Source organism: Williamsia sp. CHRR-6 (assembly GCF_018474015.1).
In the GTDB taxonomy this organism is placed as follows: domain Bacteria; phylum Actinomycetota; class Actinomycetes; order Mycobacteriales; family Mycobacteriaceae; genus Williamsia_A.
On record NZ_JAHCSG010000002.1, the window covers coordinates 165,359 to 190,092 of the forward strand.

General features: G+C 66.7%; 22 protein-coding genes. 10 read left to right on the plus strand and 12 right to left on the minus strand.

The genetic code is table 11. The features are described 5' to 3' along the window. Positions 1–15: 15 nt before the first annotated feature. The 7 genes from KIK15_RS06725 to KIK15_RS06755 are packed head-to-tail and all read right to left on the minus strand — an operon-like array spanning position 16 to position 6,567. A complete protein-coding gene (locus KIK15_RS06725) occupies positions 16–1,272 on the minus strand; it encodes an ABC transporter permease (RefSeq protein WP_214243428.1) in 1,257 nt (418 codons plus the stop codon). Then, positions 1,269–2,165: an ABC transporter ATP-binding protein gene (locus KIK15_RS06730; protein ID WP_214243429.1), complete on the minus strand. Its 897-nt coding sequence runs from the start codon at positions 2,163–2,165 to the stop codon at positions 1,269–1,271. Before KIK15_RS06730 ends, KIK15_RS06725 begins: the two co-directional genes overlap by 4 nt. Positions 2,166–2,215: 50 nt before the next feature. After that, a complete protein-coding gene (locus KIK15_RS06735; RefSeq protein WP_214243430.1) occupies positions 2,216–2,950 on the minus strand; it encodes a hypothetical protein in 735 nt (244 codons plus the stop codon). Continuing rightward, on the minus strand, positions 2,947–3,225 hold the full coding sequence (locus KIK15_RS06740) for a helix-turn-helix transcriptional regulator (RefSeq protein ID WP_214243431.1): 279 nt from the start codon (positions 3,223–3,225) through the stop codon (positions 2,947–2,949). The genes KIK15_RS06735 and KIK15_RS06740 overlap by 4 nt, the downstream gene beginning before the upstream one ends. A gap of 40 nt (positions 3,226–3,265) precedes the next feature. Beyond that, positions 3,266–3,955, minus strand: coding sequence for a GPP34 family phosphoprotein (locus tag KIK15_RS06745; protein WP_214243432.1), 690 nt, complete (start codon positions 3,953–3,955; stop codon positions 3,266–3,268). Further along, positions 3,952–5,067, minus strand: coding sequence for an NAD(P)-binding domain-containing protein (locus KIK15_RS06750; RefSeq protein WP_374222826.1), 1,116 nt, complete (start codon positions 5,065–5,067; stop codon positions 3,952–3,954). The genes KIK15_RS06745 and KIK15_RS06750 overlap by 4 nt, the downstream gene beginning before the upstream one ends. 9 nt (positions 5,068–5,076) lie before the next feature. Continuing rightward, positions 5,077–6,567: a DUF222 domain-containing protein gene (locus KIK15_RS06755; RefSeq protein ID WP_214243433.1), complete on the minus strand. Its 1,491-nt coding sequence runs from the start codon at positions 6,565–6,567 to the stop codon at positions 5,077–5,079. 98 nt (positions 6,568–6,665) lie between these two features. Here KIK15_RS06755 and KIK15_RS06760 point away from each other — a divergent pair, with 98 nt between their 5' ends. The 3 genes from KIK15_RS06760 to KIK15_RS06770 all read left to right on the plus strand — a co-directional run bounded on the left by KIK15_RS06760 (position 6,666) and on the right by KIK15_RS06770 (position 10,723). Beyond that, a complete protein-coding gene (locus KIK15_RS06760; RefSeq protein WP_214243434.1) occupies positions 6,666–7,397 on the plus strand; it encodes an enoyl-CoA hydratase in 732 nt (243 codons plus the stop codon). Positions 7,398–7,519: 122 nt separating this feature from the next. Beyond that, complete coding sequence (locus tag KIK15_RS06765; RefSeq protein WP_374222827.1) at positions 7,520–9,217, plus strand: cytosine permease; 1,698 nt, start codon at positions 7,520–7,522, stop codon at positions 9,215–9,217. 24 nt (positions 9,218–9,241) lie between these two features. Next, positions 9,242–10,723: a carboxyl transferase domain-containing protein gene (locus KIK15_RS06770; RefSeq protein ID WP_214243436.1), complete on the plus strand. Its 1,482-nt coding sequence runs from the start codon at positions 9,242–9,244 to the stop codon at positions 10,721–10,723. Between the two features lie 81 nt (positions 10,724–10,804). Here KIK15_RS06770 and KIK15_RS06775 read toward each other — a convergent pair whose 3' ends face one another. Beyond that, a complete protein-coding gene (locus tag KIK15_RS06775) occupies positions 10,805–11,353 on the minus strand; it encodes a lysozyme (protein WP_307851770.1) in 549 nt (182 codons plus the stop codon). A 182-nt stretch (positions 11,354–11,535) separates the two neighbouring features. On the opposite strand from KIK15_RS06775, the gene KIK15_RS06780 reads away from it, so the two are divergent. The 6 genes from KIK15_RS06780 to KIK15_RS06805 all read left to right on the plus strand — a co-directional run bounded on the left by KIK15_RS06780 (position 11,536) and on the right by KIK15_RS06805 (position 19,756). Next, positions 11,536–13,269 carry an ABC transporter ATP-binding protein gene (locus KIK15_RS06780; protein ID WP_214243438.1) on the plus strand — a complete coding sequence of 578 codons (1,734 nt, stop codon included), beginning with the start codon at positions 11,536–11,538 and terminating at the stop codon, positions 13,267–13,269. Then, positions 13,269–15,221, plus strand: a complete 1,953-nt coding sequence (locus KIK15_RS06785) for an ABC transporter ATP-binding protein (protein ID WP_214243439.1) — start codon at positions 13,269–13,271, stop codon at positions 15,219–15,221. The genes KIK15_RS06780 and KIK15_RS06785 overlap by 1 nt, the downstream gene beginning before the upstream one ends. A 100-nt stretch (positions 15,222–15,321) precedes the next feature. Further along, positions 15,322–16,326 carry an aldo/keto reductase family protein gene (locus KIK15_RS06790; RefSeq protein WP_214243440.1) on the plus strand — a complete coding sequence of 335 codons (1,005 nt, stop codon included), beginning with the start codon at positions 15,322–15,324 and terminating at the stop codon, positions 16,324–16,326. A 54-nt stretch (positions 16,327–16,380) separates the two neighbouring features. After that, entirely contained in the window at positions 16,381–17,616 is a 1,236-nt protein-coding gene (locus KIK15_RS06795; RefSeq protein WP_250324281.1) for an FAD-binding domain-containing protein, read from the plus strand. Between the two features lie 40 nt (positions 17,617–17,656). After that, complete coding sequence (locus KIK15_RS06800; protein ID WP_214243441.1) at positions 17,657–18,511, plus strand: ParA family protein; 855 nt, start codon at positions 17,657–17,659, stop codon at positions 18,509–18,511. 45 nt (positions 18,512–18,556) lie between these two features. Further along, positions 18,557–19,756, plus strand: coding sequence for a kynureninase (locus KIK15_RS06805; protein ID WP_214243822.1), 1,200 nt, complete (start codon positions 18,557–18,559; stop codon positions 19,754–19,756). A 1-nt stretch (position 19,757) separates the two neighbouring features. Here KIK15_RS06805 and KIK15_RS06810 read toward each other — a convergent pair whose 3' ends face one another. Continuing rightward, positions 19,758–20,183: a nitroreductase/quinone reductase family protein gene (locus KIK15_RS06810; RefSeq protein ID WP_214243442.1), complete on the minus strand. Its 426-nt coding sequence runs from the start codon at positions 20,181–20,183 to the stop codon at positions 19,758–19,760. A 252-nt stretch (positions 20,184–20,435) separates the two neighbouring features. Here KIK15_RS06810 and KIK15_RS06815 point away from each other — a divergent pair, with 252 nt between their 5' ends. After that, the gene (locus KIK15_RS06815) at positions 20,436–22,271 is read left to right on the plus strand and encodes an alpha/beta fold hydrolase (protein ID WP_214243443.1); all 1,836 of its coding nucleotides are present in this window, start codon (positions 20,436–20,438) and stop codon (positions 22,269–22,271) included. Between the two features lie 36 nt (positions 22,272–22,307). Here the strand turns inward: KIK15_RS06815 and KIK15_RS06820 are convergent, their stop codons facing one another. Genes KIK15_RS06820 through pnuC form a run of 3 tightly spaced genes read right to left on the minus strand, consistent with a single transcriptional unit; the run spans position 22,308 to position 24,733 of the window. Further along, positions 22,308–22,997: an NUDIX hydrolase gene (locus KIK15_RS06820; RefSeq protein ID WP_214243444.1), complete on the minus strand. Its 690-nt coding sequence runs from the start codon at positions 22,995–22,997 to the stop codon at positions 22,308–22,310. Continuing rightward, the gene (locus KIK15_RS06825; protein ID WP_214243445.1) at positions 22,994–24,082 is read right to left on the minus strand and encodes an AAA family ATPase; all 1,089 of its coding nucleotides are present in this window, start codon (positions 24,080–24,082) and stop codon (positions 22,994–22,996) included. Before KIK15_RS06825 ends, KIK15_RS06820 begins: the two co-directional genes overlap by 4 nt. A 6-nt stretch (positions 24,083–24,088) precedes the next feature. Beyond that, positions 24,089–24,733, minus strand: a complete 645-nt coding sequence (gene pnuC / locus KIK15_RS06830) for a nicotinamide riboside transporter PnuC (protein ID WP_214243446.1) — start codon at positions 24,731–24,733, stop codon at positions 24,089–24,091. Position 24,734: the final 1 nt, after the last annotated feature.

Sequence of the window (24,734 nt, forward strand, 5' to 3'; positions counted from 1 at the left end):
TACGCGGACTTCTCCTCAGCGCAGTGCGTGGGTCCACTTGACCCGCGACCCGGTGCGCAGCACCGAGCGCTGGTAGACCCGCGCCGCCACCCAGGCTGTGACCAGGCAGGCGATCACCATGATCACCAGCGTGCCGACGACCTGCAGTGGGTAGGTGTTGCCGGTGGCGATGCGCATCGGCATCAGGGTGGCTGAGAACGGCGGGATCCAACTGAGGGTTTTCAGGAACGTGGTGTCCAGCGCATCGAATCCGAAGATGACGGAGTAGAGCATGCCCAGCGACAACACGGTCAGCGGGGCCGAGGCCGAACCCAGTTCCTCCTGACGCGAGACCAGCGCGCCGGTAGCCGCGTACAGGGTGGCGAAGAAGATGAAGCCGAGGAGGAACCACACGATGCCAACGGCGAACACCGATATCGCGGTACTGGGCAAGGTCAACAGTCCGGTGGCCGCGCCGGTGATCAGCGCCGCCCCGCCGAGCACCAGCACCTGCAGCAGGGCGATTGCGCCCACGCCGAGAATCTTGCCCCACATCAGGTGCAGAGGCTTGATGGTGGCCAGCAGCAGTTCCACGATGCGTGAGGTCTTCTCCTCGACCACACCCGAGGCCACGAGTGCACCACCGATCATGATCGCCATCGACAACAGACCCGCACCGGCGAACGCGATGACCAGGCGTTGACCCTCGTCCTTGTTCTGCTTCTTGACGCGTACCTCGGTCACCGTGGAGCGTTGCGCGGCAGCGGTGGCCACCGCGTTCGCGTCCACGCCGCGCTCACCCAGAGCCTGGGTCAACGCGGTCTGTGACACCGCTGATCGCACTATCGCGGCGAGCGTAGCGTCCGGTTCGTCCTTGCTGATCAGTTGAAACGCGCTGCCCCCGTTGCCTCCTGGTGCCAGGGCGAGCGCGACCTTGCCGTCGGCCACCTGGGCGCGCGCGGCGGCCGCATCAGCGATCGGGACGATGGTCACCTTCGTCCCGCCTGCCTTGGCGATGGCGGTGATGGGTTGTGAGAGTGCAGGGTTGCCGACCACGCCGATCTTCTCCGGCTTGTCGGGACCGATGAACACCGACGCAGCGATCAGCCCGCCCACGATGAGTACCAACAGCAGCGCGATGGTGACGAGGAAGGATCGGGTGCGTGCCCGGGTGGTGATCTCGCGTCGGGCCACCAGACTGATCGACCGCCAGGCGCTGGGTGCGGTCACTGTCTGGGGTCGATCGGATTCTGTTGCTGGAGCAGCATTCTGGGTTGGGGTGGTGGTGCTCATGCGGAGACAACCTCTCGGAAGAGTTCGGTCAGATGGGGGGTGGAGGTGGCGAACTGCCGGACCGGGCCTGCGGCCAGGGCTGCGGACAGGATCTGCTGGTCGTCGGCGTCGGGGGCCAGGGTGAGCAGCGTGTCGTCGTCGCGGTAGGTCACCTCCAGCACGCCCGGCAGGTGATCGGCCCAGCGGGTGGCGGTGTCGGGGCCGCTGACCTGCAGGGTGGCTGGTCCACGCGAGCGCAGTTCGGTGACGGTGCCGATGGCCTTCATCTGGCCGGCGGCGATGATGCCAACCCGGTCGCAGAGCCGTTGGACCAGGTCGAGTTGATGGCTGGAGAACAGCACCGGGATGCCGTGTCCGGCCTTCTCCACCAACACATCTGCCATCACGTCCACCGCAACGGGGTCCAGCCCGGAGAACGGCTCGTCGAGCACCAGCACCGAGGGGTCGTGGACCAGGGCGGCGGCCAACTGGGCGCGTTGCTGGTTGCCCAGGGACAGATCAGCCACGTTGTCGTCGATCCGCGCGGCCAGCCCCAGCCGATCCACCCAATAGTGCACGGAGTGACGGGCCGCTGCGGCCGAGAGTCCATGCAGCTCAGCCAGATAGCGCAGCTGCGAGCCGACGCTCATCTTCGGGTACAGCCCACGCTCCTCGGGCATGTACCCGATCTGGCGCCGGATGTCGCCGTCGATCAGTTTCTCTCCCAGTAGAACTCGACCCGAGTCGGCGGCAAGCACGCCGAGGATGATCCGCATGGTGGTCGACTTGCCTGCGCCGTTGCTGCCGACGAAACCGAAGATCTCGCCGGTCTCCACTCGAAAGCTCATGTCCTGCAGCGCGATCAGATCGCCATAGCGTTTGTGTAGGGATTCGATGATGAGGGGGTCGCTCATGGCTGCTCCTTGGTCGCGGGTACGGTTCGGGGTTGTGGCGCCGTGGCAGATCACCATGGCGCGGGTCGTGGCGGATCGAGGTCGCTGGTCCGGACAGTGCTTGCGGGAGTTGATGATTCACTGTGTAGTGGTGCGGTCTGTGGCGATGCCGGTGGTGACTCGGCCACTGACGGGGCTGCCGCTGGAGGGCTCGGTGGTTCATCAACGACGATGACGTCGGGCCGGTCTTCGGGGTCGGGGTCGTTGGTCCACCACGCGACCAGCAGGGGAGGCAGTGCCGCAGCGGCGACCACCAGGCTCACCAGCAGGACCCCGACCCCGTAAACGGTGTCACCACGCACGTAGTCCATCGTCGAGCCCATCCAGATCAACATGAGGTACGGGAAGAAGATCAGCGAGAAGATGGCCCAGTAGCCGAGCGATCGAGCCGAATTGCGTTGGGCCAGCTGAATCTCGTCCAAGGCGCCAACTGGTGCATCGATCACCGACCCGGTCACGGTCCGCACCAGGTGCAGGGTGGCGGCCACCCCGGCCAGCCCCGCCACCCACGGCACGAAAAACCAGGTGCTGCCGAACACCGCCAGCGTCGCGCCGAGGAGCATGATGACCACCCAGGTGCCGGCGAGCCCGACGAGGCGGCGAAATGTGCGCTGGTTGCGCAGGCTCGGCCACCGGTGTGCGTTCTTCGCGACCGCCCTCTCGTAGCGGCGGACCCGCCAATCCTCGTAGCGGCGCCACAGCTCAGGTTTGACGTGTTCGGGGATCGCCGAGTGCGGGTCGGTCATGACGTTGCTCCATTCCGGTTGGCATACAGCTCGGCGGACATGGCCCCGAACTCGTCGCGGCTGAAGACGGCCTCGATCGGCAACTCGAAGACCTCGCAGATCCGCATGGCCAGGTCGAGGCTGGGGTAGTTGTCGCCCCGTTCGAGCGCGCCGACCGACTGCACGTTGATCTCGACGAGGTCGGCGAGTTGCGCTCGCGTCATCTGACGTTCGGCGCGCAAGACGGCAATCCGGTTGTAGATCGGTCGCTGCGGACCACGTCTGACTGGGCTCACGTGACATAGTGTTGGGAAAACCCAACACTATGTCAAGTTTTTAGTCGGAAATGTTGTGTAGCCGCCGGATGAGCACTGAGTCGCTCCGAAGCACGGACATGACCTGGGTGGCCATCTCTTCCAGTGCTGGAAACAGATGAAAGCGGGTGGAGCTGACCGGCCGCAGGGCCCGCGGGAACCGCAGCCGCAGCAGTCCGAACTCGGTGAACATCGCGATCAAGGCTGTCGTCGAGGCGAACTGCGGGCCGCCGGCCAGTGCCCGGTCGACAGTGGCCGCCAGGTGGTGGATCGGAGATCCGGGGGGCACCGACCAGCCAGGCCTGGTGAACCCCAACTGCCGCGAGACGCCGGGGACGAGGTGACCGGCCGCCAGAGCGTGCGCACGTGTGTCGGCAAGCACCCGTGGACCGTAGGAGTCGATGCGACGGATCCAGGAGTGAGCTGGCTTGGGTGGCGAGCCCATCATCGTCGCGATGACCATGTCGAGGTGAACGTTGCCCGTCGGGCTCGGGTCGGCGACCCTGATCACGCCGCGGTGGAAGAAACCCCCGGATTCGCGGTGGTCGATCCAGATGCGTTGGCGGATGGCCAGATCCAACATGAGGCAGCACGCAATCGGCAGCGGCAGGTGAATGTCGCCGATGTAGGGCTGCTGCCGAACGGGATCGATGGTGAGCACGATGAACTGTTCGGCAAGGCCGAGGTCCCCGGTGGGCGGCGGGCGGTTCATGACGGGGAGTGGTCGTCGCCGAGCAGCTCGGCGACCACCGTCGCCGCCTCGCGGCCGGCCCGGTTGGCGCCGATGGTCGAGGCTGACGGCCCGTACCCCAGCAACTGCACGGCAGGCTGTGCGGCGACAACGGTGGCCAGCCGTCCGGTCATGGTGATCCCGCCGCCGGGAGCACGTAGTCGCAGCGGCGCGAGATGGTCCAGGGCACTGCGGAATCCGGTGTTCCAGAAGATGGTGTCCAGGGCTAGGTCGGCCCGGGTGCCATCGCGCCAGGCGACGCCGTCGGGGGTGATCACGTCGAACATGGGCATCCAGGTCAGGATGCCGTCGGCCTGCGCCGCCGCGATCGCCGGGGTGCGGTGCAGGCCCGTCACCGAGACGACGGATGCGGGCGGCAGCCCGGCCCGCACCCGCTGTTCCACCAGCGCCACCGCCTGACGGCCCGCGTCGGGTGTGAATGGTTCGTCGGCGAACTCTGGTTTTCGGCGGCTGCACCAGTATGTGGTGACATCGCTTGCGGTGCGGGCGATCTCGATGAGCAACTGCACCGCCGAGATCCCCGCGCCCACCACCAGGACCCGTTCACCGTCGAAATCGTGAGGGTCGGCGTAGTCGTGGGTGTGCAGCTGGCGACCGGTGAAGGTGTCGATCCCCGATACGTGCGGGATGAACGGCCGGTCCCAGGTGCCGGTGGCGTTGATGATGGTTCGGGCGTGGATGGTGCACGGGCCATCAGCGGACACCGCAGCGATGACGAAGTGGTCTGGATTGGTTCGGCGCACCGATCGCACGTGAACGGGTCGGCGGACGGGCAGCGCGAAGCGTTCCTCGTATCGCCGGAAGTAGTCGGCGACGGCAGTGGCGGCCGGCCACGCATCACATTCGACGCCGAGTGCGTCGGTGAGTCCCCACCCCGGGAGGTCGTGGACGTGGTTGGCGCCTGCGAGAGTGAGCGTGGGCCAACGGAACTGCCACGCCCCGCCGGGGGCGGGTGCGTGATCGAGGATGACGAACCGGCCGTCGAGCCCGCGACGTTGCAAGAAATAGCCCGCCGACAGCCCGGCTTGACCGCCGCCGATCACCACGCAGTTGAGAACGGTGTCGATGGGCACGCGAGAACACTACTCAGTGAGCACCGCGTGCCGGTGGGCCGCAGCGACGGTGCTGGCTTCAGTGGCGAGGAACCTGAGTCTGCGTTCGGCTGCGGTGCGAACCGTCGCCGATGGGATGTCAGCGGCCAGGATCTGTTCTGGCCGGTGCAGGTGGTTGGCGCGGGGCGGGTCGCTCGAGCCATTTGGTATCCAGCCGTAGCGTCCGCGGTCGGGTCCGTACTCGATTTTCACGGTTTGGAACTGTCCGGGCCCGGTGCCGACGGCACGGTTGTGGGGTCCGCAGGCGGGTGCGAGATCGGTGACGTCGGTGACTCCGCCGTAGGCCCAATCGCTTTCGGCGTGGTGGATCTCGACGTGCGCAAAGGGCGTGGGGCAGCCGGCCTTGCCGCAGCCGCCGTAGTGGGAGAACAGGACGAATCGTTGGGCCTGCGTCGCGAGTCGTTTTGCGCGTCCGTAGAACAGGGGTTCGCCGGTCATGTCTTCGAACACCGACAGGTGCATCTGTGCGGTGGCGGCCAGCGCGATGACGTCGGCCATCGGCAGGTCGGATCCGGTAGCAGTGTGGGCGACTCCGGCTCGCTCGCGCAGTTGCTCGTCGGTGACCGACACGATGATGTGCGGCGGGAGTCCGCGGTGGGAGCGGCCGAGCAGCCCACCGTCGACCGCTGACTGCAGAAGCGCTTTGAGTGCGTCGTGGTTGCGCTGGGATTGCGATCGACAGTCGCGGTCAGCCGCCTCGCGCAGCAGTGCGGGGTCGATGCTGTCGTCGTCCCGGCCCCCGTGGGGAGAGTGTTCGTCGTCGGGGTTGTTCATGCCGGGTGCGGCCCATGCGGCGAGGACGACGTCGAAAAGTGCGCGGGTCACGGGGTCGAGGTGGCCGGTGAGTTTGGACATCAGCAGCGAATCCTGGGCCCCCAGACCCAGGCTGCGGTTGCGGGCGCGATCACGGTCCGACGGCGGCTCGCCGTCTGGGTCGAGGTGGGCGAGGATGCGTACGCCGGCGCGGGTGATCTCGCGGGGGCTGAAGCGGCGTGCGATGTCGGCGAGTTGCGCTTCGGCGCGCTCACGCACGTCCGGTTGGGTGGCGCCGGGGATCTTGGCGAGGACATCGAGCACCGCGCTGACGTGCTCATGCGACAGGTCGCCATCGGCCATCGCCGCAGCGGTGTCGGGGCAACGCGGGGGTAGCTGCTCACCCGTCATGGACCGCATGGTCGACAGTTCCGACACCTCGCGGAGCCGCCTTTTCGGGGTTGCGACCCGGAGTCGATCGGCGACGAACTCGATGAGGTTGCGGCACTGCACGGTTCGATACGCCTCGCGCTCAGACACCTCGGCGATGCGATGCAGGCCGATGGAGCCCATCCGGCGAGTGAGGCGCTCATGCATGATGGCCAGCTCGGCCACCTGCGACTCGGTGCACGCGTCGGATGATTCGTCGGCGATCTCGCCCAGAAGAGTCTGCAGCGCAGCATATTTGGCGATCAACGAAGTCGACACGTGCACCCCCTCCCCGCGCGCTGTACTCTCATTGTAGATCATATGTTCGAATAGTGCAACAACACTAGAACACATACTGCAGCGTTAGGCTGACGCGCATGATCGACAGCACGTCAGACGGGCCGGTGACCACGATCGAATTGCGCCGCGCCGAGAAGCGCAACGCACTCGATCACGACATGGTCCACGGGTTGGTGGCCGCCGTGGAGTCTGCCGTCGACGCGGGGGCGCGCGCCATCGTGCTCACCGGTCAGGGGCCGGTGTTCTGCGCGGGCGCGGACCTGTCGGGCCCGGTGTACGACCCCGAGTTCCTGACCACGCTGGTGTCGGCGCTGCAGCGGATCGAGGCGGTCCCGGTTCCGGTGATCGCGGCGTTGAACGGCAGTGCGCTGGGCGCAGGCCTGCAGTTGGCGATGGTCGCCGATCTGCGCGTCATGGCACCCGGTGCGACCTGCGGGATACCGGCGGCCAAGATCGGTGTGGCCGTGGATGAATGGACTATTCGACGTCTGATCTCTCTGGTGGGGGCGGGAATTGCCCGCGGCATGCTCATCGGGTGCGACCCGCTTACCGCCGAACACGCATTGTCGGTGGGTTTCGCGAATCGCATCGGCGATCTGGCGGTGGCCCAGGAGTGGGCGGCGAGCATCGCCGAACTGGCCCCGCTCACCCTCGCCCACTACAAACTGGTGTTCACCGGCGACGGCGCCCGCGACGAGCCCGCCCCAGCACACACCGAGGCCATGCGAGCCGCCTGGCGTAGCTCGGACGTCGCCGAGGCCCGGGCGGCCAGGATCGAGAAGCGCCCACCGCGGTTCACCGGTCGGTGACGCAGGCACCCGTCCCGGCGGCGAGTGTCTGAGTTTTCCTGCGTGAAACACGAACGCGCACCCACTGATACACGACGTCTCTAGGTTTCTGGCATTCCCGATCCTTTCACCGAGGAGTGCACATGTCGTCGGACACCGTCGCCGATCCCCCCGTCAGCGCCACCGCACCGGCCTCAGGCGCCAATGCGATGGCAGCCGCGGCGACCCGGGAAACGTTGGAGGACTACACCCTTCGGTTTGCTCCGCGCAGCTATCGCCGTTGGGGCCCGGCCGTGGTGGCCACCTCTGCGCTGGGCGGCATCGCCTACCTCGCCGACTTCGCCATCGGCGCCAACATCGGCATCGCCAACGGCACCGGCAACGCCCTGTGGGGCATCCTCGTCTTCGCCGTGGTCATCGTGCTGTCGGGTTATCCGTTGGCCTACTACGCGGCTCGCTACAACATCGACCTCGACTTGATCACCCGCGGAAGCGGTTTCGGATACTACGGCTCGGTCCTGACCAACATCATCTTCGCCTCGTTCACCTTCATCTTCTTCGCGCTCGAGGGCTCGATCATGGCCCAGGGCCTCAAGCTCGGGTTGGGGATCCCCCTGTGGGCGGGCTACCTCATCTCCTCGGTGATGGTCATCCCACTGGTCATCTACGGCATGAACACGCTGGCCAAGCTGCAGGTGTGGACCACCCCGCTGTGGCTGGTGATGATGGTGTTGCCGTTCACATACCTGCTGTTGCGCCACCCCGAGACCGTCGGAGACTTCTTGGCCTACAGCGGCGGCACCGATGCGACAGGCGGAAACAACGTCAACTTCGCCGGGATCATGTTGGCGGCAGGTGTCTGTCTGTCGCTGATCGCCCAGATCGCCGAACAGATCGACTATCTGAGGTTCATGCCGCCGAAAACGCCTGAGAACAAGCGTCGGTGGTGGACCGCGGTCATCGTCGCGGGCCCGGGGTGGGTGTTCTTCGGCGCCATCAAGCAGGTCGTCGGGCTGTTCCTGGCGGTCTACCTGATCCTCAACTTCACGGCGCAGGCCGGCGTGGCCAACCAGCCGGTCGAACAGTTCCTGGCCATCTACGACGACTTCATGCCGCACTGGTTGGCGCTGACGCTGGCGGTGATCCTCGTGGTCATCAGTCAGATCAAGATCAACGTCACCAACGCCTACTCAGGGTCGCTGGCCTGGACCAACAGCTTCACCCGCGTCACCAAGACCTACCCCGGGCGGCTGGTGTTCCTCGGGTTCAACGTCCTCATCGCACTGGTGTTGATGGAGGCCGACATGTTCAGCTTCCTGTCGGATCTGCTGAACTTCTACGCCAACTGCGGCATCGCCTGGATCGTGGCGGTGGCTTCTGACATCGCGATCAACAAATATCTGCTGGGGTTGTCGCCCAAGCAGCCGGAGTTCCGACGCGGAATGCTCTACAGCGTCAACCCGGTCGGATTCGGCAGCGTGGTGTTGGCCGGCGGATTGTCGATCATGACTTACTTCCACGTTTTCGGCGACGCCATCCAGCCCTACTCGCCGATCGTGGCTGCGGTGCTCGCGCTGGTGTTGCCACCGGTGATCGCGATCGCCACGCGAGGTCGGTACTACCTGCGGCGCACCGACGACGGGATCGATCTTCCGATGCTCGACGAACACGGCAACCCCTCAGACGCGCTGCTGATGTGCTGCGTCACCGGCATCGAGTTCGAGCGTCCCGACATGATCGCCTCGGCCAAGCCGGGACCGAACGGGGAGAAGCAGTACATCTCCTCGCTGGCGTTGTCCTGCGACAAGACCGGCGAACACGTGTTGCCTGCACAGAAGTGAGGCGACGGCTGCGACGATGAGAGCGTGACCCGACGCACCGCGCGTGACATCCTCGCCCTGCTGATCGACGCCGAGAGTTGGCGGTCCTGGGACGGGCCACCGCAGATGCCCGCGGTGATCAGCGCCGAATACGCCGCCGAGCTGGCGGCCGCGCGCACAGCGGCCGGGGTCGATGAGTCGGTGCTCACCGGCGCTGCCACCATCGCCGGGCGGCCGGTGGCGATCGTGGTGAGCGAGTTCGGTTTCCTCGCCGGTTCCATCGGCCGCGCCGCCGGCCACCGCATCGTGGCCGCGATCCGACGGGCCACCGCAGCGCGGTTGCCGTTGGTGGCGTTACCGGCATCGGGCGGCACCCGCATGCAGGAGGGCACCGCCGCCTTTCTGCAGATGGTCGCGATCACCGCCGCCGTGGTCGACCACAAGGCCGCACGGTTGCCCTACCTGGTGTATCTGCGTCATCCGACCACCGGTGGGGTACTGGCGTCGTGGGGTTCGCTCGGTCACGTCACCCTGGCCCAACCCGACGCGCTGATCGGCTTCCTGGGCCCCCGGGTGTACGAGGGCCTCTACGGTGAGCCGTTCGCTGAGGGTGTCCAGCGTGCGGAAAACCTGCGGGCGCAGGGGATCATCGACATCGTCACCCCGCCGGACAACCTGGCCGAGTTCGTCGACGCGGTGCTGGCCGTCGTCGACCACGACCGGCCCGTGGCCCCGGCGGCGGTCGCGACACCATCGGCGTTCGCCTCCAGGGGCGAGGTGTGGTCCTCGGTGCTGCGCTCACGCGACCCGCGGCGGCCGGGAATTCGGGATCTGTTGACGCAGATCGCATCTCCCGTCGTGTACCTCAACGGCACCGGGGAAGGGGAAAGTGACCGGGCCATGGTCGTCGCCCTGGCCACCATCGGCGGGCGCGGTGTGGTGGTGATCGGTCAGGACCGGCGGCGACAACGTCCAGGCTCGTGGCTGGGTCCGGCAGCGCTGCGGGTGGCTCGGCGGGGCATGTCCCTGGCCGCCGAGCTGAACCTGCCGCTGGTGACCGTGGTGGACACCCCCGGCGCCGAACTGTCGGCGGCCGCCGAGGAAGGGGGCCTGGCCGCAGAGATCGCCCGCTGCCTGGCCGATCTGATCGCATTGCCGGTGCCCACGGTGTCGGTGCTACTCGGTGAGGGGGCCGGGGGGGCGGCGTTGGCGTTGCTCCCGGCCGATCGGCTGGTGGCCGCCGAACATGCGTGGCTGTCGCCGCTGCCGCCCGAGGGGGCGAGCATCATCGTGCACCGCGACGTCGACCACGCCGCGCAGATGGCTGCCGCGCAGGGCATCCGCGCCGACACGCTGCGGGAGAACGGTTTCGTCGACCTGGTGGTCGCAGAAGCACCGGACTCGTCTGCACCCGAGCAGTTCTGTGCCGCGATGGCCGATGCCGTGGTCAGTGCCTTGGCGCAGGCCTGCGCGCAGACCGATCGCACGCAGGCCATCATGACCCGGACTGCCCGCTTCGGCGCCTGAACGTCGACCGTGCCGATATCACCCGTCGAGCGTGCCGATATTACCCGTCGAGCGTGCCGAACAGCTCAGGTGACGCGCTGATCAGGGCCAGAACAGGGTGCCGCCGGAGAAGTCCTGCGCCCATTTCTTGCCCACGCGGTACTCGTCGCTGACCGGCATCCCGAAGAAGCCGCCGGGTCCGCCCTTGCGCGCCCACACACCGAGCAGCATGCCCCACACCACGAAGGTGCCGTTGTTCTTGGAGTAGTAGACGTTTCCGCCCTGGAACTGCTGGCGCTTGCCCTTGCCTGCGGCGTCCTGTTCGTCGGTCAGCGGGTAGCCCAGCGGCCCGCGCTCCCAGCGCTTGGTGCCCCACTTGCGTAGGATCGCACCGCCCACCTGGTGTGCGGTGCCACCGGCGACCGAGGCTTTCCAGTAGAACGATGTGTCCTTCTCGAACCGCTGGAAGCGGCCGCCCAGTCCCGCCGACAGCTCGGGTCCGGTCGGGTTTCCCCAGGTCGCGGCGCCACCGGTGGCGAGATACGCCTCCTCGATCTTGCCGCCGACCAGGAACTCTCCGTATGTGTTGTCTGCGCTCGCCGCCCCGGCGAACTGCGAAGATGCCACGACGGCCACGGATACCGTGGTCACGATCGCCGCCACGAGTCGCTCTCTGATGCGCATGGGTTCCTAACGTTGTCGTGTGTGTCTGTCCCCCGACCCGCCGCCGATTGTTCGTCATGCTGTGCGAATTCTCAATCTCGCAGCGCCCGGTCGACCGCCCGATTGGTACTGTTAGCCCGTCTCATCAGCTCGCCGAAAGTAGAGCCCACGTGCTCGTTCGTCTACTCCGGACCTACCTGCAGCGCTATCGCACCGAGCTGGTGGCGATCGTCTTCCTTCAGGTCATCTCGACCATCGCGATGCTCTACCTGCCCACCCTCAACGCCGAGATCATCGACAAGGGAATCGCCCGCGGCGACACCGACTACATCACCGACCGAGGGATGTGGATGCTGGCGGTCTCGCTGGTGCAGGTGGTGTGCAGCATCGCCTCGGCGTGGTTCGGCGCGCGGGCGGCGTTGGGCGCCGGACGCGACATCCGCCGCGACCTGATGACCCGCGTCGGTACGTTCTCGGCCCGTGAGATGGGGACCTTCGGGGCGCCGTCGTTGATCACCCGCACCACCAACGACGTGCAGCAGGTGCAGATGCTGGGCGTGATGGCGGCGACCATCCTGGTGACCGCGCCCATCATGTGTGTGGGCGGCATCGTGATGGGTCTGCGGGTGGGCGGCACCCTGGCCTGGGTGCTGGTGGTGGCCGTACCGGTCCTCGGCGGGGCGATGGCGCTGATCATCGCGCGGATGGTGCCGCAGTTCCGCGCCATGCAGACCCGCATCGACAATGTCAATCGTGTTCTGCGCGAACAGATCACCGGTATCCGAGTGGTGCGCGCTTTCGTCCGTGAGCCCTATGAGCGCACTCGCTTCGGGGTTGCCAACGACGACCTGACCGAGGCGTCGTTGCGGGTGGGACGCCTGGTCGCACTGATGTTCCCGGTGGTCACCGTCATCACCAACCTCACCATCGTGGCCATCATCTGGATCGGCGGCTACCTCATCTCCGGTGGCAGCGTGGAGATCGGGGCACTGACCGCGCTGATGAACTACGTGATGCAGATCCTGATGGCGGTGATGATGGCCTCGTTCCTGGCCATGATGGCGCCGCGCGCCGCCGTCTGCGCCGAACGGATCACCGAGGTCCTCGACACCGAGACGTCGGTGATCCCGGCTGCCGCCCCGATCGGGTTCGCGGCGCCGGCGGCGAAGGTGGAGTTCGCAGGCGTCGAGTTCCGTTACCCCGGAGCGCAATCGCCGGTGCTGGCCGACGTGTCGTTCACCGCCCGACCGGGCACCACCACCGCCATCGTCGGTTCCACCGGATCAGGTAAGACCACCCTGCTCGGCCTCATCCCGCGGTTGATCGACGTGACCGAGGGGACGGTGTCGGTCGGCGACACCGACGTACGTCAGCTCGATCTCGACGAGCTACGGCGGGTGATCGGACTGGTGCCGCAGAAGCCGTACCTGTTCTCTGGCACCATCAGAACCAATCTGCAGCACGGTAAGCCCGACGCCACCGACGACGAGATCTGGGATGCGTTGACCATCGCCCAGGCGGCCGACTTCGTGCGCGCCATGCCCGATGGCCTCGACACCCCGGTGGCACAGGGGGGCACCACCGTCTCCGGTGGGCAGCGGCAACGGTTGGCCATCGCGCGCGCGGTGATCCGCCGTCCCGACATCTACCTGTTCGACGACTCCTTCTCCGCCCTCGACCTCACCACCGACGCCCAGCTGCGCGCCGCGTTGGCGCCGGTGACCGCGCAGGCCTGTGTGATCATCGTGGCCCAGCGGGTGTCGACGATCATCGAGGCCGACTCGATCGTGGTCCTCGAGCACGGCCGGGTGGTGGGGGTGGGCACCCACGAGGAGCTGTTGGCCTCGGGGTGTCGCACCTACGCCGAGATCGTCGAATCGCAACTGTCGGTGGAGGTCTCGTGATGACCGGGCCGATGGGGGCGGGTCCGCCCGGACAGCGGGCGAAGTCGTTCACCCCGTCGGTGGCGCGGCTGCTGCGCCGGTTGGGCGTGCACCGGATCGCGCTGATCGTGGTGGCCGCCTCGGCGATCGGGTCGGTGGTGCTCACCGCGCTGGCACCCAAGATCCTCGGTCACGCCACCGACATCATCTTCGCCGGGGTGATCGGTAAGACGTTGCCCGAGGGGGTGAGCAAGCAGGAGGCGGTGCAGCGGCTCCGCGAGGGCGGCAACGGCACCTACGCCGACATGGTGTCGTCGATGGATGTGCGGCCCGGCTCGGGCGTGGATTTCCCGGCGCTCACCCACACCATGATCACGGTGCTCATCCTCTATCTGGTGGCCGCCCTGCTGGCCTGGTTGATGAGCCTGCTGCTCAACGTGGTGGTGCAGGCCACGGTGCGTTCACTGCGCCGTGAGGTCGAGGACAAGATCCACCGACTTCCATTGCGCTACTTCGACACCACGCCGCGTGGAGAGTTGCTCAGTCGGGTGACCAACGACATCGACAACCTGTCGCAGTCGATGCAACAGACCCTGCAGCAGCTCCTCAACTCGGTGTTCATGATCATCGGCATCCTGGTCATGATGCTCGTCATCTCGCCGCTGCTGTCGTTGATCGCGCTGGCCACGGTGCCCGTGGCGGTGGTGGTCACCACCATGGTGGCCAAGCGTTCCAAACCGCACTTCCTGTCGCAGTGGAAGAGCACCGGTCAGCTCGACGCCGAGGTGGAAGAAGCGTTCACCGGACACGAGGTGATCAAGGTCTTCGGGCGTCAGGCCGATGTCCAGCAACGCTTCGACACTCGCAATGAGGCTCTGTACCAATCGAGTTGGCGGGCCCAGTTCATCTCCGGGATCATCATGCCCGCCATCATGTTCCTCGGGAACCTCAACTATGTGGCCATTGCGGTGGTCGGTGGGCTGCGGGTGGCCTCGGGTTCGTTGAGCCTTGGTGACGTGCAGGCGTTCATCCAGTACTCGCGGCAGTTCACCCAACCGCTCACCCAGATCGGGGCGATGTTCAACCTGATGCAGAGCGGGGTGGCCTCAGCCGAGCGCATCTTCGAGATCCTCGACGAGGACGTCGAAACCCCCGATCCCACCGGCACCTCGGTGATCGACGGGCCCGGCGAGGTGGTGTTCGACGATGTGTCGTTCCGCTACCGGCCGGACCGACCCCTGATCGACGGACTCGATCTCGCGGCCCATCCGGGTGCGATGATCGCCATCGTCGGACCCACCGGCGCCGGTAAGACGACGGTGGTGAACCTGTTGATGCGGTTCTACGACATCGATTCCGGGGCCATCACCGTCGACGGGACCGAGACGCGCGAGATGCCGCGCGCCCAGCTGCGGGAACGTACCGGGATGGTGTTGCAGGACTCGTGGCTGTTCGGTGGGACCATCCGCGACAACATCGCCTACGGCGATCCCGAGGCCACCGAGGAGGAGATCCTCGAGGCGGCCCGTGCCGGCCACGTCGACCATTTCGTGTCGATCCTGCCCGACGGCTACGACACGGTGATCGACGAGGAAGGTGGCGGGGTGAGTGCGGGGGAGAAGCAGCTCATCACCATCGCTCGGGCGTTCCTGGCCAAGCCGACCATCCTCATCCTCGACGAGGCGACGAGTTCGGTGGACACCCGGACCGAGTTGCTGATCCAGAAGGCGATGGCCACGCTGCGGGCCGACCGCACCAGTTTCGTGATCGCCCATCGGCTTTCGACCATCCGCGATGCCGACGTGATCCTGGTGATGGAAAACGGCGCAATCGTGGAGCAGGGCAACCATGATCAGCTGCTGGCCGCCCAGGGTGCCTATCACCGGCTCTACAACAGCCAGTTCGTGGGACCGATCGGGGAGCCGGACAGTCCGGAGGCGGGGGCCGACCCCGCCGCGGTCGGCGTCGGCTAGAGATTCTGGCGCGAGCCGGATCACACGCCTACCCTCGGGTCGGGCCGCCCGCACCACCCCCGGGGGCGGCCGCGAACCACCCGGAACGGAAGGCGAGACAATGGCGTATCGGTACCTCGGCAACAGCGGTCTGAAGATCTCGGAGATCACCTACGGCAACTGGTTGACTCACGGTTCGCAGGTCGAGAACGACACTGCCACAGCATGTGTCAAGGCCGCGCTGGACGCCGGGATCACCACCTTCGACACCGCTGACGTCTACGCGAACGGCGCGGCCGAATCGGTGCTCGGTGCCGCGTTGGCCGGGCTTCGGCGCGAGTCGCTGGAGATCTTCACCAAGGTCTACTGGCCGGTGGGACCCAAGGGCCCCAACGACACCGGGCTCTCGCGCAAGCACATCATGGAGGGCATCAACGCCTCGCTCACCCGGCTCGGTACCGACTACGTCGACCTGTATCAGGCGCATCGCTACGACTACGAGACGCCGCTGGAGGAGACCATCTCGGCGTTCGCCGACGTGGTGCGCGCGGGTAAGGCGCTCTACATCGGGGTGTCGGAGTGGACCGCCGATCAACTGCGCGCCGGACAGGCGTTGGCGCGTCAGGCCGGTTTCTCCATCATCTCCAACCAGCCGCAGTACTCGGCGCTGTGGCGGGTCATCGAAGACAGGGTGATCCCCACCTCCAAGGAGCTGGGCATCTCCCAGATCGTGTGGTCGCCCATCGCCCAGGGTGTGTTGACCGGCAAGTACAAGCCAGGCGAGCAGCCGCCGGCCGGGTCGCGCGCCACCGACACCAAGGGTGGCGAGGCGATGATCAAGCGGTGGATGAGCGACGAGATCCTCACTCGTGTACAGCAACTCGCGCCCATCGCCGACGGGCTGGGAATCACCATGTCGCAGTTGGCCATCGCGTGGGTGCTGGCCAACGACAACATCGCCGCCGCGCTGGTCGGGGCGTCGCGTCCCGAACAGATCACCGAGAACATCAAGGCCTCCGAGGTCACCCTCGACGCCGACGTCCTCGCCGCGATCGACGCCGCCCTCGGCGACGCGGTCATCAGCGATCCGGCGCTCACCCAGAGCCCGGAGAAGCGCGTCGTCTGACGCCGTCTCGACTGAGCCGGTGGGGGTGACGCCGGGCGCGCCTACTGTGGAGGCATGCAGCTGCCCACACCGCCCGCGCCGCAGATCGACGACCACTCGGAGGTGATCGCGTGGGTCGCCGAGCATCTCGGTGACCTCACCCGCGAGGGTGCCGACGGGGTGTCGGCCGGGGCGTTCACCGGCGGACAGACCGCTGCCGACACCGCGCTGGCCGCTCTCGACATCACCGGATACGCCCGCGATCGCAACGAGGTGCTGCCGGTACGTCGTCGCGGGGCCAGCCGCATGTCGCCCTACATCCGCCACGGTTTGTTGTCGTTGCCGACGGTGTGGGAGGCCGTGGGCGACGCCCCCTACCGCGACCGGACCAAGTATCGCGACGAGTTGATGTGGCAGGAGTATGCCCGGCACCTCTACGCCCGCGTAGGGGTTGAGACGGGTCACGCGCTGCGCTACGAACAGCCTCGGGTACCCGCGGGATCGTGGGGCGCCGACCCGTGGCCGCGCGAGATGGCCTGTATGGATCTTGTTGTCGACGAACTGCATTCGAACGGGTGGCTGGTGAACCAGACCCGCATGTGGGCGGCCTCGCAGTGGGCGGTGCGGGCTGGGGCCACCTGGCGCGACGGTGAGGACGAGATGTTCGCACACCTGCTCGACGGGTCACGCGCGGCCAACCGGTTGGGCTGGCAGTGGACGGTGGGCACCGGGTCGGGCAAACCGTATGGATTCAGCCGCTGGCAGGTGACCAAGCGGTCGCCGGAGCTGTGTCGCCGATGCGAGCTGGCCTCGCAGTGCCCGATCGAGGACTGGCCGTCGGATCAGATGGGTCCTGCGGTGGACGGGCCGTACCTGGCCGCCGACGACATCCCCACCGGCCCACTTGAGACGCCCGATGGCGATGTGGCCGAAGCAGTCTGGTTGACCGCAGAGTCCCTCGGCGACACCGATCCGGCGATGGACGCTGACCCCGATCGCCCCGCGGTGTTCGTTTTCGACGAACCACTGTTGGCACGACTGAGGTTGTCGGGCAAGCGATTGGTGTTCCTGGCCGAATGTCTCGGCGACCTGGCGCAGCGTCGGGCCGTCGAGGTGCGCCGCGGCGTGGTGTCCGACGAGTTGGCCGGACGTTCGCTGGCCACCACCTGGGCACCGGTGCCAGGCTTCGGGCGCATCGCCGCGCGGGTACATCCCGTCGAGGTGCATCCCTGGCCGTGGCTGGTGGTGCCCACCCGCGCCCCGGTCCGCTCCTACACGGCGTGGCGCAAGAAGGTCGGCGACCCGAGCTGAGGTCCCACACGGGTGACGGTGCAGTCCTTAGGCTCACTGCATGCCCGCGGTGATCGCGACGATCAGCCTCAAGGGAGGCGTCGGCAAGACGACGGTGACCGCCGGACTCGCCGACCTGTTGGCCGGGGAGTTCGGCAGGCGAGTGCTGCTCATCGACCTCGACTCGCAGATCAACCTGACCACGATGATGATCGGCGAAGATGCCTGGCTGCGGCTCAACGCCGCCGGGCACACCCTGGCCACCCTGTTCGCCGACGCCGTCGATGGCACGGCCGAGTTCTCGTTGGCCGACACGCTGGTGCACAACGTGTCCACCGTGACCGGGCTGGGCGGCATCGATCTCATCCCGTCTTCGCTCGACCTCATCGAGGTGACCGAGGAGCTCAGTGCGTTGCGGGTGCGACGCGACGACACCGGCGCCGCGGTCGGGGTGCTGCGGGATGCGGTGGCGCCCATCGCCGGTGAGTACGACTTCATCCTCATCGACTGCCCACCCACGATGGGCCCCATCACGCTCAACGGGCTGGCGATGGCCGACGGCTATCTCATCCCGACCATCCCGGATGTGTTGTCCACCTATGGCATCCCACAGGTGCAGCGCTACGTGCGGCGCTTCTGCGACGAGATCGACCGGCCCATCGTCGAACTGGGTGTGGTCATCACCAAATACCGGGCCGCCTCAGCGTTGCACCGCGACACCGTGCACCGCCTGCGTCGCGATCCCACCATCGCCCACGTGTTGCCCGGCTACATCGCCGAGTCCACCACGGTGGCCGCGGCAGCCGGTCACAGCCGCCATGCCTCCCTGCGCGCGAAGTACGGCACCCACGGACAGTTCGACCAGTTCCGGGAGTTGGCGCGCACGGTGCTCACCGAGGCGGCCGACAAACTGTGACCCCACCTCGGGCAGGTGTGGCAGCGTGGGGGAGTGACCACCTCGATGCCAGCGTGCGACCTCGACGCCGCCGATCCGCTCGCCGGATACGTGGATCGGTTCGTCACCGGTGGAGACGTGCAGGCCTACCTAGACGGCAACTCGCTGGGCCGACCGCTGCGGGTGACTGCCGACCGAGTACGCGACTTCGTCACCGACGAGTGGGGTGGGCGGCTCATCCGTGGCTGGGACGAACGGTGGTTCGACCTGCCGCGCACCCTCGGTGACCGCATCGCCTCGCTGACCCTCGGTGCCGGGCCGGGCCAGACGGTGGTGGGGGAGTCGACCACGGTGTGGATCTACAAGTTGGTGCGGGCAGCACTGGCCCTACACCCCGGTCGCACCGAGATCGTCATCGACCGCAGCAACTTTCCCACCGACCGATATCTGGTGGAAGGCATCGCGGCCGAGACCGGCGCGGTGGTGCGGTGGGTGGAGCCGGACTTCGGGTCGGGGGTCACCGTCGATCTGCTCGACGACGTGGTCGGTGAGTCGACGGCGGTGGTGGTGGTCACCCACGTCGACTATCGCTCGGGCTTTCTGTTGGACGCCCCGGCCGTTGCCGCGCTGGTTCGCGACCGTGGGGCGCTGCTGTTGTTGGATGTGTGCCACTCGGCGGGGTCGGTACCCATCGAACTCGAGGACTGGGGTGTCGATCTCGCGGTGGGCTGCACCTACAAGTACCTCAACGGTGGTCCGGGCTCGCCCGCTTTTGCCTATGTGGCGCAACGACTTCTGGGCCACATCGTCCAGCCCATCTGGGGGTGGATGGGTGCTGCGGCGCCGTTCGAGATGGGTCAGGGCTATGTGCCCGCCGCCGGCGTGCAGCGGATGATCAGTGGCACCCCGCCGGTGTTCGGGATGCTGCCGATGATGGACATGCTCGATCTCGTCGCCGAGGTGGGTGTGCCGGCGATCCGGGCGAAGTCGTTGGCGCTCACTTCATTTGCGCTCGACCTCGTCGACTCCGACCTCGCGCCGCGCGGTGTCACGGTCTCCAGTCCGCGCGATTCCCGGCGCCGCGGCGGTCACATCACCATTGACCATCCCGACTTCCAGGTGATCACCGCGCGGTTGTGGACCCAGGGCATCATCCCCGATTTCCGTCGTCCCCACGGGATCCGGCTGGGCCTGAGCCCGCTGAGCACCACCTTCGACGAGGTGGCGCGCGGGGTGGCGGCGATCGCAGCCGAGATCGCCGGCTAGGTCACGCCACCGGGACAAGTCGGAAGATCGGGAACCGTCGGCCCTCGGCGGTCGCGGTGTATTCGACGAAACCTGGTGAGGCAGCAGTGAATCGCGCCCATTCGGTCTCCCAGTCCGCCTCGTCCACCTCGACGGCGTCGACCGTCATGGTGGCCACGGCACCGTCGTGAGGCACCTCGACCTCGATGCGGGGGTGCGCGCGCAGATTGTGTACCCAGGCCGGGTGCTTGGGCGAACCGGCCGCCGAACCGACCACCAGGTGGTGTCCATCGGCGTCGGTGACGCTGTAGAGCGGGTTGAGGCGCAGTTGGCCGCTCTTGGTGCCGATGGTGTGCAGCACCACCAGGTTGTCGCCGAACCCGGCGGTGGCGACGTGTCCACCGTTGTTCCGGAACTCGGCGATGATCGTGGAGTTGAAGTCACTCATCGGATGATCGTGCGCCCCAGTCAGCCAGGTTTCAAGAGTCCCTGGGGTCAGGGTCGAGGTCGGAGGGTCAGTCGGCGCAGCGTGAAGAAATCCGACAAAACGGCAAAAACGAGTAGCGGCAAAGTGTTTCGGCATTCTTCCGCTAGAGTCCAGAGTCGAGCCGACGTTGTCGGCTGAAGATCTTGGGGGGCGTCGGCACCGTGCACATCCGGGTGTCCGGTGTGCGTGCGGGCGCCCGGAAAGGCGTATGTGATGTCCTACTCGTCTCGTCGACTCGCCGTCGGCCTACTTGGAGTCGTGACGCCGGTTGTCGTCGCGGCGTTGCTACCGGCTCCGGCCACGGCCGCTCCGGCTGCTCCCGAGCCCGACACCATGAAGCTTGCCGGCGCGTTGGCCAAGCAAAAACTGGTGTGGGGGCCGTGTTTCGACCTGCCGCCGGGTACGCCACCGCCGCCCAAGCTCGCCGGCGTCACGTGTACCAAGGTGCAGGTGCCGCGCGACTGGAAGAACCCGGGCAACGGCAAGATCTGGAACGTCAAGATCTCCTACGTTTCCAACATCAGCACTGATGACCCGCGGCACAAGGGCACGATCTTCACCAACCCCGGCGGGCCGGGAAGTGCGGGAATTCAGCTGCCCATCATGCTGCAAGAAGGAACCGTTGACCTCAAGCCGTACTACAACTTCCTTGGTATGGATCCGCGCGGCGTCGGGGAATCAGATCCGGCGACCTGCCGCGTGACCACCACGGAGCCCGGCTCGATCGAGGCCCTCAACAAGATCGTGGCACCGATCTGCGCGGCAAACGAGGACGTCAAGACCATCAACTCCCAGCAGACGGCCTACGACATGGACTTCATCCGCGGCCTGCTCAAGGAGCCGAAGATGAACTACATCGGCTACTCGTACGGCACCTGGCTGGGTTCGACCTACGCGAGCCTGTTCCCGAGCAAGGTCGAGCACATGTACCTCGACTCGGCGGCCGACGTGACCAAGCCGACGCTGCAGAGCACCCAGGAGTTCCAGTACGTCGCGCGGGATCGTTCGTTCGCGCTGCATCTGGCCAACTACATCTCGCGTCACGACGACCTCTACAAGCTCGGCACCATTCGCGAGGACATCGTCAAGCGATACTTTGCGGCCACCGCCAAGCTGGATCCTGCTGTGGTGAAGACGATGTGGACCCTTGATGGCGGGCTGTCGGGGTTGGCCAACAACAACTTCATCAAGGTCTCCGCCAACACGGTGGCCACGCTGGTCCGGATGGGCGAGCAACCGGCCCCCGCGGCCACCGGGTCGAGCTCGGACACCGCGCAGGCGCTGATCGCCTCGCTGGATGCGGTCAAGGCCGATCCTGAGACCCCGCCCTCGGTCAAACAGACTGCCGCAGATGCGAGCGCGGCCGCTGCACCGCTGGTCGGGACGGCACCGGATGAGCCCAAGACCTTCGATTTCACCGATTCGCAGAACTTCATCCGGTGCGGGGACGGGCAGTGGACCCAGGGCGCGGGCTACTACGCGAGCTTGGCCACGCGGATGCGAACCCTGGCGCCGCTGAACACTCAGATCGGATTGGTGGAGAATCCGCCGTTCTGTGCGTTCTTCCCCACTTCGAACCTCAATCCTGTTGCCCCGAAGAACTTTCCCAAGGTGCTCTTCGGGCAGTCGGAGTTCGATGCGCAGGTGGGTTACGAGTCGGGTCTGGCCAGTGTCAAGGGCCTACCGGGCGCAAAACTCCTCGCCATCGACAACGAGGGCACGCATGGGTTGTTCCCTTATGGAACCGAGTGTTTCGACCGTCCGATCATCGACTTCTTCCTCACCGGCAAGCTGCCGAGCAAGAAGGTGACGGTGTGTCAGGCCAAGCCACTGCCGGGCGAGACCACCACCTACGAATCGGGTAACCAGCTCGATGCGCGGGGACGGGGTTCGGTGACTCTCCTGCCGAGGACTCCCAGCCAAACCGAAGCTCTGTCGGCTCTGCGTAAACAGCTCGACCTGGCGATCTTCGACACCACGATTGCACCGCAGGTGCGGCAGAAGTTCGGCGACAAGGGCGTGGAGATCGCGCGCAAGAACGTGGAGTGATCGACAGTTGCGGGTACCCGCGCGCGCACCCAGGCATCAGATCGGTCGCAGGATGGGTGGCCGCAGAACGGTGGCCGGTCCCCTGCGGTAGACCTGAGCCGGTTTGCCTCGGGGGCCGGTGGGTACGGTGATGCCGTCGACCGCGACGACAAATCCCGGCGTGCCGAGCACCTTGCGTCGAAAGTTGGCGCGGTCCAGGGTGATCCCCCACACCACCTCGTACACCGTCTGTAGATCCCGGATCGTGAACTGTTCGGACACGAAGGTCACCGCCAACGTGGTGTATTCGAGTTTCGCGCGGATGCGTTCCAGCCCGTCGGCAACGACCTGATCGTGGTCGAACGCCAGCGCGGGCAGGTCGTCGGCCCGACACCACATCGCCTGTGCCGCATCGGTGCCGGCCTGCGGATCGGGCAGGTGTGGCGCCAGGGCGACATAGGCCACCGAGACCACCCGCATACGGGGATCGCGATCAGGGGTCGAATAGGTGCCCAGCTGTTCGAGGTGTCCGGCGAAATGGGCCAGCCCGGTCTCCTCCAGGAGTTCACGGTGCGCGGCCTGTTCAGCCGACTCGTTGATGTGGACGAACCCTCCGGGTAGCGCGGGCGCGCCGAGGAACGGTTCGACACCGCGGGTGATGAGCAGTACCGACAGTGCGTTGTCGCGCACGGTGGCGACGAGAAGGTCCACGGTGACCGCGAAAGGTGGAAACTCGTTGGTGCTCATCGCATCTCGAGAGGATCGGCGAAGGTGGCGCGCCGGTCCAGTGCCATGTCGGTGACCCGGATCGCCAGCTCGAGCCGCTCCTGCACCGAGCCGGTCAGCAGAACCCACGGTCGCGCCGAGCGGGTGAGCGCGTCGGTGAACCAGCCGGTCATTGCTGCTCGGATGTGTTCGCCGTCGCGAATCCCGTCCTGTACGAACCGAACTCCGACGTGATCGGTCACCAGGTAGACCGACGGGGACGCGACCAGGCGATCACGTGCCCATCGGCTAGCCGGCCCAAGGTAGCGGCGTTCCCATACCGTGGTCGCGAATGCGTCTGTGTCGCAGACCAACAGCGGTGATCCCTCGGCCGCTGCAGTGTCTTCAGCCACCTGTTGAGCGTGAGCGATCTGGGCGAAATCCGGTCCTTCCCAGGTGAGATCATGCATCGTGGCGTCTGCGTTGACGGCCTGGGCTCGGGTGAGTTTGTCGATGGTGACCTGGCGTCCGTGTTCAGGCACCCACCTGGTCTGCGCCCAGACCCCGCCGCGTTCGCGATAGTGCTGTGCCAGTGCCGAACTCACCGTGGTGGTCCCTGTCGACTCCGAACCCAACACCACCACGCGGGTGGTCAGGCCCGCGCGGGTGCCCGGCTCCAACAGTGGCCAGTGACCGACGAGGTCGGCCCGACACGCTCGACCCGACACGGGCCAGGCGGTCCGTTCGGGGTCGAACGTCACGTGTGCGGCGTCGAACCACTGCGCCAGCTGCCCGCCGTAGCTCTCGCTGCTGACCACGACGTCGACCGGGTCAGTGGTGACCTGTGCGATCCCCGCGCGCATCGCTGCGACCTGGGCCGCCCACACCGGCTGCGATCCCATGTCGATGGGTGCATCGCAGACCACGCCCGTCACCGTCACGGTCGTGTCGTGACGATGCGCTTGCGCCAACCAGGAGACGCGATTGTCGATGGGGATGGACTCCACCGAGGCGGCCATCGCCACCACCGTGACCCGACCCGCGACGCCGGCGGCATGGCGGATCAGCGCGTGGTGCCCGGCGTGCGGTGGGTAGAACTTGCCGATGACCAGGGCGTGTGCGTACATCGACGCTCAGACGGTGGCGACCGACGGCGTGGCCGCTGCGACGCCGGCGGCCATGTCGCGCCGCCATTCTCGGAGTCCGATCACGCACAGCACGATGAACCCGAGGTAGAGCAGCGCGGTGAGGGTGAGTCCCTTGTACAGGTACAGCGGGACGTAGATGACGTCGGCGATGATCCACAGCACCCACGACTCCCAGCGCTTGCGGGCTTGGCCCCAGGTGGCGACCAGCGACAATGCGGTGGTGACGGCGTCGAAGAACGGAACCGTCGACTCGGTGCCCACGGTCAGGAGGTAGGTCAACACCGCCGTGGCGCTCACCCCGGCCGCGATCAGCCAGAACCATTCGGTCGGGCTGGTGCCGGTCACTGAGTGCGGGGCCGCCTCGCGCCGTGCGGTCCAGCGATACCAGCCCCACACACCCAGGGCCACGTAGACGATCTGCAGCCCCGAGTCGGCGTAGAGGCCCGCGGTGAGGAACAGGGCCACGAACGCGATGTTGTTGGCGATACCGATCGGCCAGTTCCAGACATTCTGGCGCGCAACGAGATAGACGCACAGCGCGCCGGTGATGAACCCGATCAGCTCGATTCGGGAGGTGGGGGCGCCGAACGAGGTGAACGCAGGTGCCTGCAGCCAATCGAGAACGTTCATC

Excerpts from the sequence above, each read along its gene's own strand:
- KIK15_RS06735 (WP_214243430.1), bottom strand. The coding sequence starts at position 2,950 with ATGACCGACCCGCACTCGGCGATCCCCGAACACGTCAAACCTGAGCTG.
- KIK15_RS06820 (WP_214243444.1), bottom strand. The coding sequence starts at position 22,997 with ATGAGCACCAACGAGTTTCCACCTTTCGCGGTCACCGTGGACCTTCTC.
- KIK15_RS06810 (WP_214243442.1), bottom strand. The coding sequence starts at position 20,183 with ATGAGTGACTTCAACTCCACGATCATCGCCGAGTTCCGGAACAACGGT.
- KIK15_RS06805 (WP_214243822.1), top strand. The coding sequence starts at position 18,557 with ATGCCAGCGTGCGACCTCGACGCCGCCGATCCGCTCGCCGGATACGTG.
- KIK15_RS06790 (WP_214243440.1), top strand. The coding sequence starts at position 15,322 with ATGGCGTATCGGTACCTCGGCAACAGCGGTCTGAAGATCTCGGAGATC.
- pnuC (WP_214243446.1), bottom strand. The coding sequence starts at position 24,733 with ATGAACGTTCTCGATTGGCTGCAGGCACCTGCGTTCACCTCGTTCGGC.
- KIK15_RS06785 (WP_214243439.1), top strand. The coding sequence starts at position 13,269 with ATGACCGGGCCGATGGGGGCGGGTCCGCCCGGACAGCGGGCGAAGTCG.
- KIK15_RS06795 (WP_250324281.1), top strand. The coding sequence starts at position 16,381 with ATGCAGCTGCCCACACCGCCCGCGCCGCAGATCGACGACCACTCGGAG.
- KIK15_RS06745 (WP_214243432.1), bottom strand. The coding sequence starts at position 3,955 with ATGAACCGCCCGCCGCCCACCGGGGACCTCGGCCTTGCCGAACAGTTC.
- KIK15_RS06725 (WP_214243428.1), bottom strand. The coding sequence starts at position 1,272 with ATGAGCACCACCACCCCAACCCAGAATGCTGCTCCAGCAACAGAATCC.
- KIK15_RS06825 (WP_214243445.1), bottom strand. The coding sequence starts at position 24,082 with ATGTACGCACACGCCCTGGTCATCGGCAAGTTCTACCCACCGCACGCC.
- KIK15_RS06730 (WP_214243429.1), bottom strand. The coding sequence starts at position 2,165 with ATGAGCGACCCCCTCATCATCGAATCCCTACACAAACGCTATGGCGAT.
- KIK15_RS06815 (WP_214243443.1), top strand. The coding sequence starts at position 20,436 with ATGTCCTACTCGTCTCGTCGACTCGCCGTCGGCCTACTTGGAGTCGTG.
- KIK15_RS06800 (WP_214243441.1), top strand. The coding sequence starts at position 17,657 with ATGCCCGCGGTGATCGCGACGATCAGCCTCAAGGGAGGCGTCGGCAAG.
- KIK15_RS06760 (WP_214243434.1), top strand. The coding sequence starts at position 6,666 with ATGATCGACAGCACGTCAGACGGGCCGGTGACCACGATCGAATTGCGC.
- KIK15_RS06765 (WP_374222827.1), top strand. The coding sequence starts at position 7,520 with ATGTCGTCGGACACCGTCGCCGATCCCCCCGTCAGCGCCACCGCACCG.